This is a genomic window from Amycolatopsis sp. A1MSW2902, assembly GCF_017312175.1.
Lineage (GTDB): Bacteria > Actinomycetota > Actinomycetes > Mycobacteriales > Pseudonocardiaceae > Amycolatopsis > Amycolatopsis nivea.
The window spans coordinates 4383427-4402945 of record NZ_QJPO01000001.1 but is presented as its reverse complement, the minus strand read 5'-3'; the positions used below and the strand labels follow the sequence as shown (position 1 = coordinate 4402945).

Here is a 19519-nt window from a genome sequence, read left to right as displayed (position 1 = left end):
ACCGCGAAGCGAGGAGATTCCGTGTCTGAAAGTGCCAAGCCGCTGGTGCTCGACGAGCGTTTCGTCCAGGACGCCCACGCCGTCGCCGCGGAACTGCGGGCGGCGTCCCCCGTGCGGCACGTGTTCTTGCCCGGCGGCCTGCCGGTCTGGCTGGTCACCGGCTACGAGCAGGCCCGGCGGGCAGCGACGGATCCGCGGCTGTCCAGCCACCGGGTCTACGATCGGATGGAGCGCATGATGCTGCCCCCCGGCGTCGACAGCCCGTTCTCCCCGGAGGTGGGCAACAGCCTGCTCAACCTCGATCCCCCCGACCACACCCGGATCCGCAAATCGGTCGCGCTCTCGTTCACCTCGCGCTCGGTGGCCCGGCTGCGCCCGCGGATCGAGGCGACCGCCGACGAACTCCTCGACGCCGCGGTGCTGGCCCAGGAGACGGCGGAGGACGGCGCGTTCGACCTGATCACCGGCTACGCGCAACCCCTGCCGGTCCGGATCATCGCGGAACTGCTCGGCATTCCCTACGCCGACCGCGAACAGTTCGTCGCCTGGTCGGATACCCTGGCCTCCGGTCCGGATCCGTTCGCCGTCGGTGCCGCCTCGGCAGAGATCGCGGACTATCTGGGCGGCCTGATCGAAGACAAGCGGGCCGCGCCCGAGGACGACCTGATCAGCAAGCTGGCGTCCGCCGAAGACCTGTCGCGACGCGACATCGTCTCCACTTCCGTCGTGTTGCTCATGGGCGGTTTCGAGACGACCGCCAACCTGATCAGCAGCGGGACGCTCGCGTTGGTGCGGAACCCCGCGCAGCTGGACCTGTTGCGCGCGAAGCCGGAGCTGCTGGCCGCGGCGGTGGAGGAACTGCTGCGCTTCGACACCCCGAACAACCTCTCCTCGCCCCGGTACGCGACCGCCGACGTCGAGCTGGGCGGAGTGACGATCCCGGCCGGGGAATTCGTGATGATCTCGTGGCTGGGCGCGAACCGGGCCGGGGAGCGCTTTTCGGATGCCGACCGTCTCGACATCACCCGGCGCAGCGGCGGGCACTTGGCGTTCGGCCACGGTCTCCACTACTGCGTCGGCGCGCCGTTGGCGCGGCTCGAGGGGGAGATCGCCTTCGGCCGGCTGCTGTCCCGGTTCGCCGACGTCGAGCTGGCCGCTGCGCCCGAGAGCCTGCGCTGGCGTGCCAGCATGGCCATGCACGGACTGGAGGAGCTGCGTGTCCGGTTGCGGTGAACCCGGCCGGAAGCCCGCTGTCCGTCGATATTCCACTGGAGGAATCATGTCCCGCTCCGATCACGAATTCAGGACTGGGCCGCGTGGCCGCCGGACGACGGTGTGCGCGGTCGTCGGCCTCGTCGCGGCGGGCGCAGTCGTCGGCGTGCGGCGCCGGTTGACCGAGTCCCTGGTCGACCGTGCGTTCCGCAAGCCGCGCGGCGGCTTCGCCCGCCGGTGGTACCGCCGCGCGGAAGCACATCAGGCCATCTTCCTCGAGGTGCTGGACGCCGCCCGGTTCCGACCGGACGACCAGGTGCTGGAGGTCGGCTGCGGCGGCGGCGCATTCCTGCGGCACGCGCTCGAAACGGTGGCAGGCGCGGCGGCGATCGACCACAGCCCGGACATGGTCGTTGCAGCGGAGAAAGCCAATCAGCGCGCGGTCGAGCACGGTCGCTGTCGCATTGTCCGCGGCTCCGCCGAGTCGCTGCCCTTCGGCTCCGCGGAGTTCACCGCCGTGGTCTCGATGAACATGTTCTTCTTCGTGGCTGATCCAGTCGCTGCGTTCGCGGAGTTCCACCGGGTGTTGCAGCCTTCGGGCCGCTTGGTGCTGCACACCGTGTCGGCCGACCCGCCGCCGAGCCTGGTGCCTGCCGTGTTGGCCCGCCGGATGCACTGCTACTCGGACGAGACGATCGGCGCATTCGCGGCCGACGCCGGATTCGCCGAGGTCGCCGTCGAGCACCCGGGGTCTCCGCACTACCAGATCGTGACCGCGACCCGGCGCGGCTGACCGGGTTTTTGCCGCCGGACAGGACTATCGACAGGGGACGACCGTGGACGTGAACGGATTCAGGTGCGTGGTGACGGGGGCGGCTTCAGGCGTCGGCCGGGAGGTCGCGGCGCGCCTGCTCGCCGGAGGCGCCTCGGTCGTCGCGCTCGACCGGGCTCCATGCTCCGAACGAGTACGGACAGTCGAGACCGACCTCGCCGACCCGGCGAGCATCGACGCCGCGCTGGCTTCCCTCGACGGCGAGTTCGACGCGCTGCTCAACGTGGCGGGCGTGCCCGGAACCCCGCACCGCTCCGACGAATCGGTGCTGCGGGTGAACTTTCTCGGACCGCGGCATCTCACCGAGCGCATGCTCGACCGGCTGCGTCCCGGCGGCGCGATCGTGAATGTCGCCTCGCTCGCGGCGTCCGGCTGGTCCGAGCGCCGCGAAACGATCGCCGGGCTGCTGGACACCGGGTCGGTCGGGGAAGGCGTCCGGTGGTACGCCGCGAACCGGCCGGACGGCCTGGCCTACACGTTTTCCAAGGAAGCGCTCGTGGTCTACACGATGGCGGGAGCGCTGCGCCTGCGCGAGCGCGGCTTGCGGATGAACGCGGTCCTGCCCGGTGCGGTCGACACCCCCATGCTGGCCGAGGTTTCCGAGACGATGGGCACGGAAATGCTCGACGGGGTCCGCGCCGTCGTCGGCAGGCACGCGACGCCCGCCGACATCGCCCCGGCCGTGGTGTTTCTGGCCTCCCGTGACGCCCGCTGGATCGTCGGCAGCACGCTGGTCGTCGACGGCGGGCTGCACGGGGCGATCTCGTCCGGGCTGGTTCCGGCGCCGACTGTCCGGTGAAGGCGCGCCCGATGAGCACGTCGCTGCCGCCGGGGCCGTCGCTCCCGATGCCGCTGCAGACCGCCGCCCACGTCACGCTGCCCGTGCGCTACCTGGAGTTCTGCCGTCGCCGCTACGGCGACACCTTCACGATCCGCATCGTCGGCACCGGGCCGATGGTCTACCTGGCGAATCCCGCGGACGCGCGCGCGGTCTTCCGCGGCGATCCGGAGGTGTTCCGCGCGGGCGAGGCCAACGCTCCGGCGGCACCGCTCGTCGGCCCGCGTTCGGTGCTGGTGAGCGACGGGGAAGCGCATACCCGCGCTCGCAAGCTCATGGTGCCGGCTTTCCACGGCGACTCGGTGTCCCGGCTGACCCGGGTGATGGCCGAGGTCGCCGCGGCGGAGATCGTGACCTGGCCGGCGGGCGAGGAGTTCGCCGTGCATCCGCATATGCAAGCGATCACCCTCGAAGTGATCCTGCGCGCGGTGATCGGGGCGGATCGGCCTGACCGGATCGCCGAGCTGCGGCGTGTGCTCCCGCCGATGATGGGGGTGGGCCCGCTCGCCGCGATGGCGCTGCTGCGGCCGGGGCTGCTCCGGTTCTGGCCGTGGAGCAAGCAGTTGGGGGTGCGCCGGGAGGCCGATCTCGTGCTCCACGACGAGATCGCCCGCGCACGGGCCGATCGCCGGCTCGGCGAACGCCACGACGTCCTGGCCGCGCTGGTGCAGGCCGCCGGCGACGCGCCCGAGGGAGACCTGGAGGTGCGTGATCAGCTGGTCACCCTTCTGCTGGCCGGGCACGAGACGACGGCTACGGCGCTGTCGTGGACCCTCGAACAATTGGTGCGCGCTCCAGCCGTGCTCGAGCGCGCACGCGATGCCGCCGACCAGGACGACCACGACTACCTCGACGCTGTGATCGCGGAGAGCCTGCGGCGGCGCCCCGTGGCCGCTGAGGTCGTCCGGCGGGTCTCCTGCCCGACCGAGGTCGCGGGGTTCACCCTGCCCGCCGGGACCACTGTGGCTGTCGGGACGGCTCTGGTCCACGGCGACCCCGGCAACTACGAGGACGCCGACGCGTTCGCGCCGGAGCGCTATCTCGGGCACCGCCCCGACCCGGCGGTGTGGTTCCCCTTCGGCGGCGGGACGCGCCGCTGTGTCGGGGCCCGGTTCGCGGCCGTGGAGATGCGCGTCGTCCTCGGCGAGATCCTGCGCCGAGTCGATCTCGCGGTGAGCACGGCACCCCCGGAGACACCGCGGCGCCGGCACGTCACCGTCGCGCCGAGCCGGGGCGCTCGGGTGACGGTGACACTGCGCGAGCCCTCCTGATCAGCGGGCCTTCAGCGCAGGGAGAACGTCGCAGCCAAGTGTCGGGGCAACTGCAAGTCGGGTTCAGCCAGGTAGAAGTGGTCGCCTCGGAACACCGCCGGCGGATGGACGCGATGGGCGCAGGCATGCCAGTCGTCGAGCGTCTCGGGGAGCACTTCGCCGTCCGAGTCGGCGCGGCAGACGAGGATCTCGGGGAGCTTGGGGAACACCGTCGTCGGGGGCGCGTACGTCTCGAGCAGCCGGTAGTCCTCACGCACCGGAGGAAGGAAGATGTTCCGCAACTGCGGGTTGGCCCAGACCTCGGCGGAACCGGGATTCTGGCGGACGATGTCGGCGACGAGTTCGTCGTCGCCGGCGCGGTGCAGCAGGGTCGCCGGGCGGTGTGCGGGCGGGTTTTGGCCCGACACCACGAGGCGCACGCCGGTGTCGCCGCGCCGCAACAGCTCCGTCGCGGTCTCATAAGCAAGGTAAGCGCCGAACGAGTGGCCGACCAGTACCGGGGCGGCCAGTCCGATGGCCCGGATCGCGTCCGCGGCGGCGTGCGCGAGGCCGAGAAGGTCGTCGCCGTGGGGGTTGTCGGCATAAGTCTCGTTCATCCGCGTGTCGCGCCCCGGGTAGGTGACGCCGAGGAGCGGGGTCCGGCTCAGCGCCTGTGGCCAGTGACGGAAGAACCGCGGGCTGCCGCCCGCGTGCGGGAAGACGACGACGGGGGAGGAACCAGGCGCGCCTTCGTGCAGAGAAGTCAGCATCGATCAGTCGATCTCTTTTCCGGTTGCGTGCTCGATGTCCGCTTCGTCGTCCGCATCGGGGTGTTCTTGCTTTCCGGGGTGCGGAGGGCCTTGGGGCGGTCGGCGGCGAGCTGCTAGGTTGACGAGAGGTGAAGATGATAATCGTTATCGATAATAGTCGGTGGGGGGTCCTGTGGCCAAGAAGCCGTCCGATAGCCCGGTGCGCAAGCCCGAGCGCGGCACCGGGGAGCCGACAGCGGACGGCGGGCAGCGCGTCCTTGCCCCACCGCTGCTGGCGACAGTGGTCATCGTGCAGTTCCTGGCCGCGTTGGATCTGTCGTTGATGAACCTGGCGGTGCCCGAGATCCGCGGCGCGTTCGGGCTGGACGAGTCCGCCGCGGGCTGGGTGATCGCCGCGTACACCCTGGTGTTCGGCGGGTTCCTGCTGGTCGGCGGACGGCTGGGGGACCTGTGGGGACGGCGTCGTGTGCTGGTGGCCGGTCTCGCTGTTTTCGGGCTCGCGAGCCTTCTCGGCGGGCTCGCGGGAAACGGGGCCGTCCTGATCGCCGCGCGCGCCCTGCAAGGTCTCGGCGCGGCCGCTGCGGTGCCGATTTCACTCGCGCTGGTCACCGCCGAAACTCCGGAGGGGCCGATGCGCCGCAAGGCACTCGGCGCCTGGGCTACCGGCGCCATCGCCGGATCAGCGGTCGGGGTGGTCCTCGGCGGTCTGCTGACCGCGTCCCTGGGCTGGCGTTCGGTCTTCCTGGTCAATCTTCCGATCGTGGCTGCGGCGTTGTTCTGCGCCATCCGGTTGCCCGGCCGCGCGCGGGACGGCGCGGCGCGCCTCGACCTCGCCGGCGCGGTGCTCGCCACGGCGGGGACGGGACTGCTGGTGCTCGCGGTGGGGGAGGCTCCCGACGCCGGATGGGACTCGCCGCTCGTGGTCGGCGGACTCGTGGCCGCGGTGGTGCTGCTGACCGGGTTCGTGCTCGTGGAGCGCCGGGTGGAGGCTCCGCTGCTGCGTCTCGGGCTCTTCGCCCGGCGGGAGGTGCTCGCTGCCAACATCTTCGGCTTCTTGATCACCGCGGGACAGCTCGCCGCCTTCTTCTTCGTTTCGCTTCAGGTCCAGATCGTGCTCGGCTATTCGCCGTTGTGGACCGGCATCGCCTTCCTGCCGTTCTGCTTGGGTTCGGTGGCCGGCATGCGATTCACCGCCCATGTGCTGCTGGCCAGGTACGGCGCGCGGACAATCCTGGTCGTCGGCGGCACGGTCGGCACGCTGGGCATCGCCTGGTACGGCCTCGGCGGACCGGGCGGCGGGTTCTTCGCCGACGTGCTCGGCCCGTCGCTGGTGACGAGCATCGGCATCGGCGCGAGCTTCGTGGCGATGGGCTCCGCGGCCACGAGCGGAGTCCCGCCGGAGGAAGCCGGCATGGTCTCCGGGATGCTCAGCAGCTTCCGCATGGTCGGCGGCGCGATCGGCCTCGCCGTCCTCAGCACCGTGGCGGTCTCGGCCAGCCACGGCCCGGACCCGATCGCGGCCGCGTCGGCGGGACACTCCGCCGCGTTGTTCGTCGCGGCGGTGGCGGTGCTGGCAGGCTCGCTCTTCTGTCTGGTCATCCCGCGGCGTGCGAAGACCGCGGACACCGAAGAAACCGCAGTCGGCTCGGCCGCGGACGACGAGTAGCTGCACTCGGGCAGAGCGCGGCGAGGGGGTCAGGGTTCCGCCCGGCTCGCCTCGCCGCGCTGCCATTCGAAGCCGTCGAGAAGGGCGGTCAACGTCAGCTCGAGATGGGCCTGAGTGGTCTGCCGTTCGTCGTTGTTGCTGGCGAAGTCGTCGAGGTAGGGGAGCAGTGTCGCGAGCTCCGGTTCGTCCTGCGCCTTCTTGGTGATGGCGGCCATCATGGTGGCGTGGTCGCGGACGGCCTCGCGTTGGTGCGGGCCGCGTTCGTCGGCGATCATGACGATGGACATCGCGGTCGTCACCGCCGTCGCGAAAACGCGGGCGGGCGCGGCGAAACCGGCGGCCTCGACACAGCCGATGAGCGCACCGATCCCGGTCGGCGGCACCGGGAACGCGGTGGGCCCGCCGTGCAGGGTGAGCCACTTCGCGACGCCAGGGTATTCGTAAAGGTGGCGGCACAACGGAAACAGCCAATCGCGCATGGCCGTCCGCCAGTCCGCGCCGGGTGCCGGGACCGGGATGGGAATCTTTTCGAATACCCGTTGGGCGACAGCGCCGCACAGCTGGTCGCGGCCGCCGACTTTCTCGTAGACGACCGAGTGCGAGGTTCCGAGCTCGGCGACGAGATCGCGGATGGACCAGTCGTGGAGACCCTTGCCCGCGGTCATGCGGACCGCTTCGTCGATGATCTTTTCGGCGCTGATCCCGGTGCGGTACTTGTTCGCCATGGCGCCGACTATGGCAATCGAGCTGGGGCGTCGGTCCGCCGGGTCTTCGGCACGATCAGCGGCCCTCCCGCGACGGGGTCCTCGACGACCTCGGCTGCCAAGCCGAAGGACTGCCGCAGCAGCTCGGCGGTTAGGACGGTCCCGGGGGTGCCGGCGGCGACGATCTCGCCGGCGCTCATCGCGATCATCCAGTCGCTGTAGCGCGCGGCGAGATTGAGGTCGTGCAGGACCATGACGACGGTCTTGCCCCGTTCGTCGCGCAGTTCGGCGACGAGGTCGAGAACGTCGATCGCGTGGGCGAGGTCGAGGTAGGTGGTGGGCTCGTCCAGCAGGATCAGATCGGTCTGCTGTGCCAGGGTCAGCGCGATCCACACGCGCTGGCGCTGGCCGCCGGAGAGGGTGTCGACCGGGCGTTCGGCGAAGGATTCGGTGCCGGTCAGCCGCAGGGCTTCGCCGACGGCGGCGTGGTCCTCGGGGGTCTGCTGGCGATACCAGCTCTGGTGCGGGTAGCGGCCGCGGGCGACGAGATCGCGCACGAGCAGCCCGTCGGGGGCGACCGCGCTCTGCGGAAGGAGGCCGAGGGTTCGGGCGACGAGCCTGCTGGGGAGGTGGGCGATGTCGTGCCCGTCGAGCAGCACCGTTCCGGACCGCGGTTTCAACGACCGGACGAGCGCCCGCAGCACGGTGGACTTCCCACAGCCGTTGGGGCCGACGATGGTGGTGACCTTGCCGTCGGGGATCGTGATGTCGAGGCGATCGACGACGGTGCGCTCGCCGTAGCCGAGCCGGAGGTCTTCGGCGCGCAGCCGGTCCTGCGGTCCGCTGCTCATACTGTGGCCTTCCTGGTGGTGCGGATCATCAAGCAGACGAGGACGGGTCCGCCGACGCCCGCGGTCGTCACCCCGACCGGCAGACCGGCCGGCAGCAGGGTCCGGGTGAGCAGGTCGGCGGCGAGGATCAGGGCGCAGCCGACCAGTCCTGAGGCGATCGGGGGCGGGGTAGGCGCGCCGGTCAGGGCCATCGCGATCGGAGGTGCGAGCAGGGCGATGAACGCGATTGGGCCGGCGGCCGCGACGCTGAACGCGGCCAGCGCGACGGCGAGAAGGAGAATCCAGGTGTAGGTGACGGAAACGCGCATGCCGAGTCCGCCCGCGAGTTGTTCGCCGAGAGCTGCCACGGAGAGCCGGCGGTTCACTGCGGCGGGTACGAGCACGACGGCAAATGCCACGATGGCACCGAGCGGCCAGAGGGCGTCCCAGGTGGCTGCGTCCACGGAACCCACGATCCATTGCTGTGCGCGGGCGGCGTCGGTGATGCTGGCCCGGGTGAGCAGCAGCGAGACGATTGCCTGGGTGGTCCAGGTGAGTCCGAGGCCGACGATCACGAGCCGGATCGGGTTGATGCCGCGCCGCCAGGCGAGGAGGTACATCACGATCGTGGACGCGGCGGCGCCGAACAACGAGCCGACCGGGACGGGTACCGCCGCCCCGTGGTCCTGCGCGGCGGGCACGAGGGTGATCACCAGTACGGCACCGACCGAGGCTCCGCCGGTGATGCCGAGCAGATCCGGGGTGGCGAGCCGGTTGCGGGTGATCGACTGGGTGAGGGCACCGGCGAGGCCGAGTGCGAACCCGACGAGGGCGGCGGTCAGCGCTCGCGGGAGCTGGGCGTCGAGCACGACGGCGTTCTCGATCCTGGTCCCGCCTCCGAGCAGGACCCGGGCCACACCGGGCAGGGTGAGCGGGTAGTCGCTCACCGCTGCCGCAGTCAAGAACAAGACGAGGTTCGCCACCGACAGCACTGCGGCGACGCCTGCCGGGCGGGAACGAAACCGGCTGCGCCTCTTAGTTGCGGCGGCGACCGGCCGGGCCGGGCTCTCGGCGCGGGTCTTCATGGCGTGCTCCGGCCACGGCCGACGAGCGCCATCAGGAACGGCGCGCCGACGAGTGCGAGCACGATGCCGGTCTGCAGTTCGCCGGGTCTGCCGATGACCCGGCCGACGATGTCGCAGGCTAGCAGCAGGACAGCGCCGAGCACCGCAGAGTAGGGCACGATCCACCGGTAGTCGGGTCCGACGATGCGGCGGGCCAGATGCGGCGCGACGAGGCCGAGGAACGCCACCGGTCCGCTGGCCGCGGTGGCCGCACCGGCCAGGATCGTGATCGTCACGATGCCCAGCAGCCGGGCCCGGCCTGGCCGCACGCCGAGCGACCGGCTCAGCTCGGAGCCGAGGCCGAGAGCGTTGAGCAGCACTCCGCAGGCCGTCGCCATGGCCAGCCCCACGGTGATGAACGGGGTCACTGTGGCCACTACGTCGAGTCCGCGGTCGGCGAGCGATCCCACGTTCCAGAACCGCCACGCGTCCAGCGATGTCTCGTCGCTGAGCACGATTGCCGAGGTGACGGCCAGCAGCGCCGCAGACAGGCCGGTGCCGAGCAGAACGAGGCCGACCGGGCTGGTTCCGGTCAGCGCGGAGATGCCGAGCACGATCCCGGTCGCGACCGCCGCACCGAGAAGTCCGAAGAGGACATGTTGCAACTGGCTGTCGGCGCCGAGCAGGTAGACCCCGGAGACCACCGCGCACGCCGCGCCGCCGGTGACGCCGAGGATGCCCGGATCGGCCAGCGGGTTGCGGGTGAATCCCTGCGACAGCGCACCGGCGGCGCCGCCGGCCGCGCCGACGAGCAGCCCGAGCAGTGTCCGCGGCAGCCGCAACGGGAGCACGATCGACGAGGCGTCCGATCGCGCTCCCGGTGCGGTGACCGCGTTCCATACCTCGGCGAGTGACAACGGCCGCGAGCCGACCGCCATGGAGACCACCACGCAGGCGATCAGCACCAGTGCCAAAAGCGCCAGCACGGCACCCCGGTTCACGCGCGGGGGAGAGGTCACTTTCATTCGCTACTTGATCATCTCGGTGAACTGCTGGTACCGCTCGTTCGCGTTCTTCTCCTTCGCCACGGCGGCCCAGTCGCCGCGTTCGATGGCAGCGAGGTCGGCAGCGGTCCAGTAGATGGCGAACGGGAAGGAGCCCGACCACATGTCGCCGTTGACGTCGACCGGATGGCCGCGCAGGCGGGCGAAGGTGGGCTGTCCGCGCACTGCATCGGCGTTCCAGACGCCTTCGGCCAGTACTGCGGTCACATTGGCCTCGTGGTCGACGAGGTTCTCCGGGGACAGCGCCAGATAAGGCTGGTGGTTGCTGTCGGTGCGCTTTTCCGCGCCCGGAGTGTCGAACGCGGCGTCGGTCAGCAAGGAACGCAACTGGGCGTCGCCGGACAGGCTGGCGAGTTTGCCTGAATAGGACATCAGGACCGCGATGCTTACGGGCGTTGATGCGGCGTGCCCAGTCTTCACTGCCGCCAGTTGCCGATCCAGTGCGTCGACGATGTGCTTGGCCTTGTCCTCCCGGCGGAAATCCGCGCCGATCGTGGTGAGCCGGTCGCGCCATTTGGTAGTGATGGAGGTCAGCGGGAGGGTGGGTACCGTCGGAGCGAGCTGGTTGTACATCGTGCGGTCGCCGATCGAGCTGAACACCACGAGATCAGGGTGGTAACTGAACACCGTGGTGCTCTTGATGGTGCTGCCCACCGGGATCTTGACGAGTTCGCTGCCGGTGGTGCCCAGGATCTTCTGCGAGATCGCGGAACCGTAACCGGTGAAGACGACCTTGGGCACGATGCCGAGCGCGAGCAGATCCATCGCAGAGTATTCGTCGAGGGCGACCACCACCTGGGGATCGTCGGGAAGGGCGGACGTACCGAACTCGTGTTTCACGTCGTGCGCGGCTGCCGCGGCGCTGCGGTCCCCCGATCCGCACGCGGTCGGCGCGGCCATCAGCGCCGAGGCGGCGATCGCCAGAAGAAGCCTGCGGAGGGGTCGGGAAGTTGTCACGGGCATGAGCTTTCTCATCGGGACGGGGGCATTGCTCGCAGTGGCGGGCTGCCGGTGCCGGACGCCGAAGCGGTCCGGCTACTGTCCGAACACTGTTCGGACAGTAGCCGGACCGCGAGACGCGGGCAAGGCCTGGCCCGTCTGCTCGCGGGTTCGGGCACCCGGACGGGGGAGCGGTGGGTGGCCTTGGACACTTATCGCCGTTCTGCGATGTCCGGTTCCCGGCGCTGTCTATGCATGCGGCATGCGGCTTGGCCTTGCCGGGCACGGGGCGGGCGTATCGGGTCAGCGAATGTGGCGATCGTCCTCGTGCCGCTGCTTGCCGGACGGCTTGGTGGCCGCTAAGGAGCCACGTCTGCCGGGAAAGTCGCGAGAGGGACATCGCCGAGGGAGACCGCCGGGGCGGAGTGGTGCACACGACGTCGCGGACTGCTGCCGAGCGGTCCGCGCGGCCGAACGGCTTCGAGAGTCCGCGGACATCGTCCGTGCGGTAGGGCTTGCTCGTCCGCGTCATCCGCTGATTCCGGTTTTTAGCCGAGTGCCGGCATGGTGCTGTGAAGGCGCGGAGAGTCGCGGGCTCGGGCCCTCGGCGCTGGTGGGGATCGGTGCTACCCGACGTCTCGCGGTTGGTGAGCGGGGTTCCGGCCTTCCCCGTCGACGGGAGGGCAACGGCGATCGTTCCGGCGGTCCGGTCGAACTCGATCGGACTGGCGCTGGACGTCCTCGATCGCGATTTTCCCGTGAGGTCAGGGGAGGTTGTGGGTTCCGGAAGTCTCGGCGGCCCGTCTCGCGTCGAGCCGCCGCGGTTCTGGCTTGAACGCGGTGACAGCCCGCATTTGCCCGGTCGCCTCGCGGGCTGCGGAAATTCTGGCCGCCAATTAGTTGCAAACGATTATCGATAGCGGGTAGCGTGCCGAGCACGTGCGACCTGGCTGGGGGGTCTTTCATGTCGGTTTCGCTCACGCCAGTGGATGAGTCAGGAGGTTTTTCGGTGTTTGCGCCTGCCCGGGCCACGCTGATCGGGTGCGGTGGGCTGACTGCGGCGGCTGGGATGGCCCCGTTGATCGTGGCGGTGGAGATCAGCCGCATGCTCCTGAACGGGGGAAGAGACGTCTAGCCAATCATTCGTAGTCGCTCTGGTTGCGTTGGGTCGTGAAACAGCTGGCCACGTTCGGCACAGAGGTGCTGACGCACCTGGCGGACCTTCGCGTCTCGTTCGAGATCCGCCGTCGTGCTCGCTCTCGATGGCGCGGTAGCCGTCAGCGGAGTGTGACCGTAGTCGTCGGCCCCTCCGGCGCGGGCAAGAGCGCTCTGCTCAAACTGATCGACCGGTTCTTCGACGTCGACACCGGCGCGGTCCGCATCGGCGGGCGCGACGTACGCGAGTTGGGCTTCCCGGCCGGTCGGCGTTGGCGGCGAGGTAAACGAATCGCAGCTCGACGCTCCACGGCGGAAAGCGGACCGGCAGGAGTTGGATCTGCGGGGATTGCGGCGGTGTCGATCGTCGCTGACATCGTGTCCCCGGCATTGGCGGTATCTCATGTTCCAGCCGTCGGGCGGCGAATCCGGTCGGGCCCCGGTGCTGGACGAATGTCCAGCTGTCGGCGGTGCGCAGCGAAGTCCGCGCGGCTGCCGGGTACTCGCGAGCCCCTAGTCGAGGCGTCTGGATAAGAACGCTTTGAAAGCCGGTGTTTTCGTCGCCGATGGTTTCGTGGTCGTAAACCGCGGTGTTCACCGCCACCAGAATTTATTCGTTGCGCCGAATGCCGGACCTTGGGCCCGGCGAGGGCTGCGGGCATGACCTGGTCGCGGAACTGGAGCATCTGGTGATGAGTATCGCGATGATTCGGTCGTGGCTCTCCGCCTTCATCGGTGATTGCCACGGACGCTTTCTCTTCGTGTTCGGTGAGTACCTGGAAGAGGAGTTTGGCTCCGCGGCGGCCGAGTTGCATGTAGCCGAGTTCATCTATGCAGAGCAGGTCGACGCGACCGTGGCGGGCGATGGTCTTCGACAGGGTCTTCTCGTCGGCGGCCTCGACGAGCTCGTTCGCCAGCTTCGTTGCCAGGGTATACTTGACTCGGCAGCCGGACATCGCGGCCTCTGTGCCGGGTGCGATCAGCAAGTGCGACTTGCCGGTGCTGGAGTCGCCGATGAGGCACAGGGGCTGGCCCTTCGTGACCCAGTCGCACTTGGCGAGGGTGCGGATGGTGGCGGGGTCAATGTTGGGGTTGGCGTCGGTGTCGAACGCCCGCAGTGACTTCTCGCGGGGAAACTCGGCGGCCTTGATTCGTCGTTCTGAGCGGCGTCGGGCGCGGTCGTCGCATTCGGCGAGGAGTAGTTCGGCGAGGCACCCCCCGGTAGGACATCTGCTCGGCTGTGGCACGGTCTGCTCCGTCGGCGAAGCCTGGCGGATGGCCGGTAGCCGCAGCACCCTGGATTCCAGGCTGGCAATAGAAGGCTTCGATGTCGTAGTGCGACCGGAACGCGGTCCAGCGATCGGTCTCAACCCGCTGCCGGGGCAACCCGATCGCCCTGGCCACCGCGGCCTTGAGATTGTCGTACCGAATCTTCCCCGTCGGTACCCCGCCCAGGACGCGAAAGGCGTGGGCGTGGCCTTCAAAGAAGGCTTCTTGTCCAGCCGAAAGCACTGATGCGGTGGACAGCCTTGCCCGAGTACGACAGTCGCAGGCTGAACATTGTGCAGGTCGCCAGCTCGCCACGAAGTCGGACTACAACTTCGCCGAAGTCGACTTCGGCCTCACGGTCAGGCAGATGGATTTGTGGGATGAACGTGTTCGCGGGCTCGCGGCCGGCTTCGATACGGATCTCTCGGCGGCGGGTCGCGACGTAGTCCCGAACCATCCCGTAAGAGACCTCGTGGGCGTCGTGCTCGTCCAAGAGTCGATCGAGGATCCTTTTGGCGGTGTGACGCTGTTTCCGCGGGGCATCGAGATCGTCGCGCAGCCAGGAATCGATCATCTCGAGGTGGGGATCGAGCCTCGATCCACGCTTCGGTTGTGGCTTGCGAGGCTTTGGCCACGCCGAGGTCAGTGCGGCAGCCACCGTCCGGTACCCCACGCCGTACTTGCGCTGTAGCGCACGGTTGGACAAACCAGCGCGGCCATCGCGCCGGATCGCGGAGTAGAGGTCAACCCGGGACCTACCTGTCGGCAAGGACGCGCCCGTCTGGGGCTGGACCAGAGGGCGTCATTGGCGCTCGCCGGCAGTCAGGTTTCCGAGGCGCGTCGCGATGCCGTCGAGGATCAGGCCGATACCGCTCTGATAGGCACCTTCGGGATCGTTGGCTTTGCCGGTCTCTTCCCCGAGGCTGCGTGAGACACGTGAGGCGGTAGGGAATCGAGTCTGGTCGCCGATCGCCGCGGTCAGAGCCGGCTCGATGTTCGACCACCAGTCAGTGTCGCGGTCTTCGCCCGGTTCGCGGGAATTTTGTGCGGCGAGGGCGGCGCGGGCGGTGCCTTGCACCAACGATAGTAGGGCGGTCAGGGCGTGTTCCATTTCGACGTCGCTGAGCCCGATTCCGTCGAGGGCACGCAACTCGGTCTCGTACTTCGTCGAGGCTCCTGGTCCGGGGACGGGTCGCCCGGTGGCCTGATCGGTGATCCAGGGATGGGCTCGGCAACTCGTCCAGTTCGCTGCGGCGATCGCGCTTACCCGTTCCCGCCAGTGCGTGCCTTCGGGGACCGCGACGTTCCGATACGTCTCACCCGCGACGAGGTCGAGCATGAGCTCGACGAGTTCGGCGCGACCGCCGATGTGGGGATACAAGGCCATCGCCGTGACACCCGCATCCTCGGCGAGTCGTCGGATCGTCACGGCGTCCAGGCCTTCGCGATCGGCGAGAGCAACCGCCAGTGCGGTGATGCTGTGCGTGCTGATTCCCTTGCGTGGGCTCGCCGGCGCGTCGCGCCACAACAACCCGATCAGCTTGAACTCGCCAACTCCTGTGCGTTTGACCATTCCCGCCCTCCGCAGCTCTACATTGTACACTACATAGTAGACCACGAGAAGGGTCACCATGGTTGCTGAGATGAGTTCACCCGGATCGATCCGGGTGAACGGGCGCGCAAGACCTTCCCGAAGCGGGACAAGCCCGCGTTGGGCGGGGTTGGATCTGCGGGTCGAGGCCGGTCGGGTGTGCGCACTGCTGGGAGGCAACGGCGCAGGCAAGACGACCCTGGTGCGGATCCTGACGACGCCCACGGCCAAAGACGCAGGGATCGTGCGCGTCAACGGCTGGGACGTCGACCACGATCCTGCACGGGTACGGGCGTCGATTGGCGTCGTGGGACAGTACGCCGCCCTGGACGAAGTCCTCTCGGCCAGCGAGAACCTAAAACTGTTCGCGCGGCTGATCGGACTCTCACGTGGACAGGCGCGTACGAGGACTGACGAACTCCTCGAGCAGGCTGGGCTGAGCGAGCACGCAGACCAGGCTGAGCGAGCACGCAGACCAGAAGGTGTCCGGGTTCTCGGGCGGTATGCGGTGCCGCCTGGACCCGGTGACCTCGATGATCACCCGCCCATCGATCTTGCTCATTGACGAACCGACGACCGGCCTCGACCCGGTCGCACGACGCAGAATCTGGGATGCCGTGCGCGCTCTGGTGTCGGACGGAACGACCGTGCTTCTCACGACCCAACATCTCGACGAGGCCGACGCGCTCGCCGACGACGTTGTGATCCTTCGCGAGGGAGCGGTGCTGGCGACCGGAACACCCACAGACCTCAAAGCTCTCGTGGGTGAACCTCGAATGGAGCTGCGAGAGCCCACACTCGAAGACGTCTATCTGCACCTGCACGAGAAGGGGCAGGTGGCATGACCACGACCAGCTACGAAGTCGAGTCCCGCGATCGCGGACTTCTGTTTCAGGAGTCGGTGATCCTGACCGGGCGGGCTATCCGACATTGGCGTGCGCGCCCCGTCACCTTCAGCATCCAGCTGCTGTTCCCGGTCCTGGTGATGCTGCTCATGGGCGGGCTACTCGGCGGGGCGATCGCCGGCACGACCGGCGAATACATCTCGTTCGTGGTGCCTGGCATCCTCGCCTTCACGGTGCTGTCCGGGATCGAGACAACGATCAGCGCCGTCACGAACGACGCGGCCAAGACGGTGACCGATCGCTTCCGGACACTCCCCATCTCACGGGGACCAGTGCTGCTCGGACGCGTGTTCGCCGACATGCTCACCGCCGTCATGGAACTCACCGTCGTCACCGTCGCCGGGCTCGCACCGGGGTGGCGACCAGACACCGGCCCCAGCTCGATCGTCCTCGCCTACCTTCTGCTGCTCTGGCTCCGGTTCGGGATGCTGTGGGCCGGGGTCTGGATCGGGCTGAAAGCGGGAACCCCCGAAGCAGCCACGACCGCACAACTCGCGATCTGGCCAGTCGCATTCCTGTCCACGGTGTTCGTCGACCCCCGCACGATGCCGCCATGGCTAGGCGCGATCGCCGAATGCAACCCACTGTCGGCCACCGCATCCGCCGCTCGTGAGCTGTTCACCGGCGCACCCGCACCAGGGCTCACGATCGCCGCCGATCACGCTGCGCTGCTCGCGTTCGGGTGGCCACTGATCCTGACCGTGGTGTTCGTCCCCCTGTCGGTCTACGCATACCGGAGGCTCTCATGACGCCCATAGAACGTGACGTGATCCGTGTCCGAGGGGCGCGGCAGAACTCGCTCAACGACGTCGGCCTCGACGTACCGAAGCACTGCCTGGTCGTCGTGACCGGGGTATCCGGTTCCGGGAAGTCCTCGCTCGTGTTCGACACGATCGCGGCAGAGTCCGCCCGGCAGCTCAACGAAACGTTCACCGCGTTCGCGCAGGGCCGACTCCCGAGCTACGCGCACCCAGACGTGGACGTGCTGGAAAACCTGCCGGCGGTCATCGTGGTCGATCAGCAACGCCTCGGCGGAGGTCGCCGCTCGACCGTGGGCACGATCAGCGACATCGGCGCACGACTGCAGCTGCTGTTCTCCCGGCTCGGCGAGCCGTCCGCGGGGTACTCCCACGCCTACAGCTTCAACGACCCGGCCGGGATGTGCCCGAACTGCCAGGGCCTCGGCGTCGCGGCCTCAGTGGTCGAGTCCGAGCTGGTGGACGACGACCGCTCACTCAACGCCGGAGCGATCACGTTCCCGACCTTCATGCCGGGAACCTGGCTGTGGAAGGCCTACGCCAAGTCCGGATTCTTCGACCCGGATATGAAGATCCGCGACTACACCCCGGAGCAGCGCGAGCTCTTCCTGCACGCACCGGCAGGCAAACACACCCCGCCGGCCGGCATGGACGCGGTGGGCACCGCCTACGAAGGACTGGTGACACGCTTCAACCGCATCTACCTGCAACGCGAACCCGAATCGTTCAAAGGCGCGCAGCGCACCGCGTTCGAGCGGATCGTCGCACGAGGAGCATGCCCCGACTGCGGCGGCAGCCGCCTTGCCGACCCCGCGCGGGCCAGCCTGATCCACGGTCTCTCCATCGCGGACTGCAACGCCATGCAGGTCAGCGACCTCCTGGACTGGACAGGCGGCATCGACGGAAAGACGGTCGCCCCGCTCGTCGCGAGTCTGCGCGTCCATCTGGAACGCATGATGACGCTCGGGCTCGGCTACCTCAGCCTCGATCGCGCGACCTCGACCCTCTCTGGCGGGGAGGCGCAGCGGATCAAGATGGTCCGCCACCTCGGCAGCGCCCTCGCGGACATGCTCTATGTGTTCGATGAGCCGACAGTCGGACTGCATCCGCGCGACGTGGCCGCTCTCGGGCGCATGCTGCAAGCGCTCCGCGACCGAGGCAACACCGTACTCGCGGTCGAGCACGACCCCGACATCATGGCGCTGGCCGATCACATCATCGACCTCGGCCCCGGAGCCGGCCCCGCTGGCGGACGCATCATCTACCAAGGCGACTACGACGGCCTCACCCGAGCCGACACACCCACCGGGCGCGGACTGAGAGAGCACGAGAAGGTCGAACGAGTCCGACGCGAGCCGACGGGATGGATCGAGATTCGCGACGCCAACGACAACAATCTCCACAACGTCAGCACGCGCATCCCCCGTGGGGTGATGACCGTGGTGACCGGCGTTGCGGGCTCCGGAAAGTCAAGTCTTATCCTCGGCAGCCTCCCTCCAGTCGAGCCGGAGACTGTGGTCATCGACCAGCGTGCGATCCGTGGTTCCCGGCGATCCAACCCCGCAACCTTGACCGAACTGCTGAACCCCATCCGCACCGCGTTCTCCAAAGCAACCCGGCAGCCGATCGGCCTGTTCACTCCGAACTCCACCGGCGGATGCCCGGAATGCGAGGGCAACGGCGTCATCTACACCGACCTGGCCCTCATAGAAGGTGTCCTGACCCGCTGCGAGGTCTGCGACGGACGCCGCTTCACCCCCGAAGCCCAGGCCCACACCGTCAAGGGCAAAAGCATCGCCGACGTGTTCGAGATGAGCGTCACCGACGCCCTCGGCTACTTCACCCAACCGCCCATCCTGCGCATCCTCGAACGACTCCGCGACGTGGGACTCGAATACCTCACTCTCGGCCAGATGCTCTCCACCCTCTCCGGCGGGGAGCGTCAACGACTCAAACTCGCAGCAGAACTAGGCACACCCGGCCGGACGATCATCCTCGATGAGCCGACCACCGGCCTGCACATCGCCGACATTGCACGACTCATCACCCTCCTCGACCAGCTTGTGGCTGCCGGTTCCACGCTCGTTGTCATCGAGCACAACCTCGACGTCATCGCCGCCGCCGACTGGATCATCGACCTCGGCCCCGAAGCCGGACACGACGGTGGCCGGGTTGTCTTTGACGGCACCCCCGACCAAATGATCGCCAACAGCGATACCCATACAGCTAAACACCTGCGAGCCCACGCACGGTTCTGAGGCGAGCCTGCCCCCCGCTGGCTGCATGCCGCACGACCGATCCTGACGCCAGGTATCGAGCGGTGTCAGCTCTGGCCGACACCCCTCCGAGTCCACGGTCAGGTGGTGCTGGACCTGGACGACAATCGGTGTCGAAGGAGACCACCGTAGCCACTCGGTCATCCGAAGAGGCGCGCGGCGGTGAGGGCCGGTTATCCATCCTCACTCACGAGCATCCTCCTCTCGCGACAGTTAAGTGTTCCGTGCAAGGTCTTCAACGGAGGCCGGAGTCTCGTGGGCATGCAGGAGCCGGAATCCCGCCTTTGTGAGCAGGGGCAGCACTTCGGCGGCGTATTTCTGCGCATGCTCGGTTCTGGCCTGCAGGTAGGCGCGTTCGGCGGCTTCGTGTGCCTCCTCGTCGCCATCGGGGTGGGC

General features: G+C 68.6%; 18 protein-coding genes and 1 pseudogene. 10 read left to right on the top strand and 9 right to left on the bottom strand.

Going from position 1 to position 19519, the window contains the following annotated elements; all coding sequences use genetic code 11:
* Window positions 1-21: 21 nt before the first annotated feature.
* From DMP23_RS20180 to DMP23_RS20165, 4 genes are read left to right on the top strand one after another with little or no spacing between them, the layout of a single operon-like run.
* Window positions 22-1233 carry a cytochrome P450 family protein gene (locus DMP23_RS20180; RefSeq protein WP_337822102.1) on the top strand — a complete coding sequence of 404 codons (1212 nt, stop codon included), beginning with the start codon at window positions 22-24 and terminating at the stop codon, window positions 1231-1233.
* A 46-nt stretch (window positions 1234-1279) separates the two neighbouring features.
* Window positions 1280-2005, top strand: coding sequence for a class I SAM-dependent methyltransferase (locus DMP23_RS20175; RefSeq protein WP_337822101.1), 726 nt, complete (start codon window positions 1280-1282; stop codon window positions 2003-2005).
* A gap of 49 nt (window positions 2006-2054) precedes the next feature.
* The gene (locus DMP23_RS20170; RefSeq protein ID WP_337822100.1) at window positions 2055-2843 is read left to right on the top strand and encodes a coniferyl-alcohol dehydrogenase; all 789 of its coding nucleotides are present in this window, start codon (window positions 2055-2057) and stop codon (window positions 2841-2843) included.
* 11 nt (window positions 2844-2854) lie between these two features.
* Window positions 2855-4153 carry a cytochrome P450 gene (locus DMP23_RS20165; RefSeq protein ID WP_337822099.1) on the top strand — a complete coding sequence of 433 codons (1299 nt, stop codon included), beginning with the start codon at window positions 2855-2857 and terminating at the stop codon, window positions 4151-4153.
* 11 nt (window positions 4154-4164) lie between these two features.
* Here DMP23_RS20165 and DMP23_RS20160 read toward each other — a convergent pair whose 3' ends face one another.
* Window positions 4165-4902 (bottom strand): thioesterase II family protein, encoded by a 738-nt coding sequence (locus tag DMP23_RS20160; RefSeq protein ID WP_337822098.1) that lies wholly within the window; start codon window positions 4900-4902, stop codon window positions 4165-4167.
* Window positions 4903-5101: 199 nt separating this feature from the next.
* Here DMP23_RS20160 and DMP23_RS20155 point away from each other — a divergent pair, with 199 nt between their 5' ends.
* A complete protein-coding gene (locus DMP23_RS20155; RefSeq protein WP_337822097.1) occupies window positions 5102-6568 on the top strand; it encodes an MFS transporter in 1467 nt (488 codons plus the stop codon).
* Window positions 6569-6597: 29 nt separating this feature from the next.
* Here DMP23_RS20155 and DMP23_RS20150 read toward each other — a convergent pair whose 3' ends face one another.
* Genes DMP23_RS20150 through DMP23_RS20130 form a run of 5 tightly spaced genes read right to left on the bottom strand, consistent with a single transcriptional unit; the run spans window position 6598 to window position 11187 of the window.
* The gene (locus tag DMP23_RS20150; protein WP_337822096.1) at window positions 6598-7293 is read right to left on the bottom strand and encodes a TetR/AcrR family transcriptional regulator; all 696 of its coding nucleotides are present in this window, start codon (window positions 7291-7293) and stop codon (window positions 6598-6600) included.
* 8 nt (window positions 7294-7301) lie between these two features.
* Entirely contained in the window at window positions 7302-8123 is an 822-nt protein-coding gene (locus DMP23_RS20145) for an ABC transporter ATP-binding protein (protein ID WP_337822095.1), read from the bottom strand.
* A complete protein-coding gene (locus DMP23_RS20140) occupies window positions 8120-9187 on the bottom strand; it encodes a FecCD family ABC transporter permease (protein ID WP_337822094.1) in 1068 nt (355 codons plus the stop codon). The genes DMP23_RS20145 and DMP23_RS20140 overlap by 4 nt, the downstream gene beginning before the upstream one ends.
* Window positions 9184-10185, bottom strand: a complete 1002-nt coding sequence (locus tag DMP23_RS20135; RefSeq protein WP_337822093.1) for a FecCD family ABC transporter permease — start codon at window positions 10183-10185, stop codon at window positions 9184-9186. Before DMP23_RS20135 ends, DMP23_RS20140 begins: the two co-directional genes overlap by 4 nt.
* 9 nt (window positions 10186-10194) lie before the next feature.
* Window positions 10195-11187 carry an ABC transporter substrate-binding protein gene (locus DMP23_RS20130; protein ID WP_337822092.1) on the bottom strand — a complete coding sequence of 331 codons (993 nt, stop codon included), beginning with the start codon at window positions 11185-11187 and terminating at the stop codon, window positions 10195-10197.
* 1152 nt (window positions 11188-12339) lie between these two features.
* Between DMP23_RS20130 and DMP23_RS20125 the strand changes: the two are divergent.
* Window positions 12340-12606, top strand: a pseudogene (locus DMP23_RS20125) (ATP-binding cassette domain-containing protein); the annotation flags it as partial.
* Between the two features lie 119 nt (window positions 12607-12725).
* On the opposite strand, the gene DMP23_RS20120 reads toward DMP23_RS20125, so the two are convergent.
* From DMP23_RS20120 to DMP23_RS20110, 3 genes are all read right to left on the bottom strand, one after another.
* Window positions 12726-13571, bottom strand: coding sequence for an ATP-binding protein (locus DMP23_RS20120; RefSeq protein WP_337824418.1), 846 nt, complete (start codon window positions 13569-13571; stop codon window positions 12726-12728).
* A gap of 233 nt (window positions 13572-13804) precedes the next feature.
* Window positions 13805-14251: a hypothetical protein gene (locus tag DMP23_RS20115; protein ID WP_337822091.1), complete on the bottom strand. Its 447-nt coding sequence runs from the start codon at window positions 14249-14251 to the stop codon at window positions 13805-13807.
* Between the two features lie 144 nt (window positions 14252-14395).
* Window positions 14396-15166: a TetR/AcrR family transcriptional regulator gene (locus DMP23_RS20110; protein WP_337822090.1), complete on the bottom strand. Its 771-nt coding sequence runs from the start codon at window positions 15164-15166 to the stop codon at window positions 14396-14398.
* Window positions 15167-15224: 58 nt separating this feature from the next.
* Here DMP23_RS20110 and DMP23_RS20105 point away from each other — a divergent pair, with 58 nt between their 5' ends.
* Genes DMP23_RS20105 through DMP23_RS20090 form a run of 4 tightly spaced genes read left to right on the top strand, consistent with a single transcriptional unit; the run spans window position 15225 to window position 19105 of the window.
* Entirely contained in the window at window positions 15225-15749 is a 525-nt protein-coding gene (locus tag DMP23_RS20105) for an ATP-binding cassette domain-containing protein (RefSeq protein WP_337822089.1), read from the top strand.
* A complete protein-coding gene (locus DMP23_RS20100) occupies window positions 15718-16029 on the top strand; it encodes an AAA family ATPase (RefSeq protein ID WP_337824417.1) in 312 nt (103 codons plus the stop codon). The genes DMP23_RS20105 and DMP23_RS20100 overlap by 32 nt, the downstream gene beginning before the upstream one ends.
* Window positions 16026-16838: an ABC transporter permease gene (locus DMP23_RS20095; protein WP_337822088.1), complete on the top strand. Its 813-nt coding sequence runs from the start codon at window positions 16026-16028 to the stop codon at window positions 16836-16838. Before DMP23_RS20100 ends, DMP23_RS20095 begins: the two co-directional genes overlap by 4 nt.
* On the top strand, window positions 16835-19105 hold the full coding sequence (locus DMP23_RS20090; protein WP_337822087.1) for an excinuclease ABC subunit UvrA: 2271 nt from the start codon (window positions 16835-16837) through the stop codon (window positions 19103-19105). The genes DMP23_RS20095 and DMP23_RS20090 overlap by 4 nt, the downstream gene beginning before the upstream one ends.
* The last annotated feature ends 414 nt before the right edge of the window (window positions 19106-19519 follow it).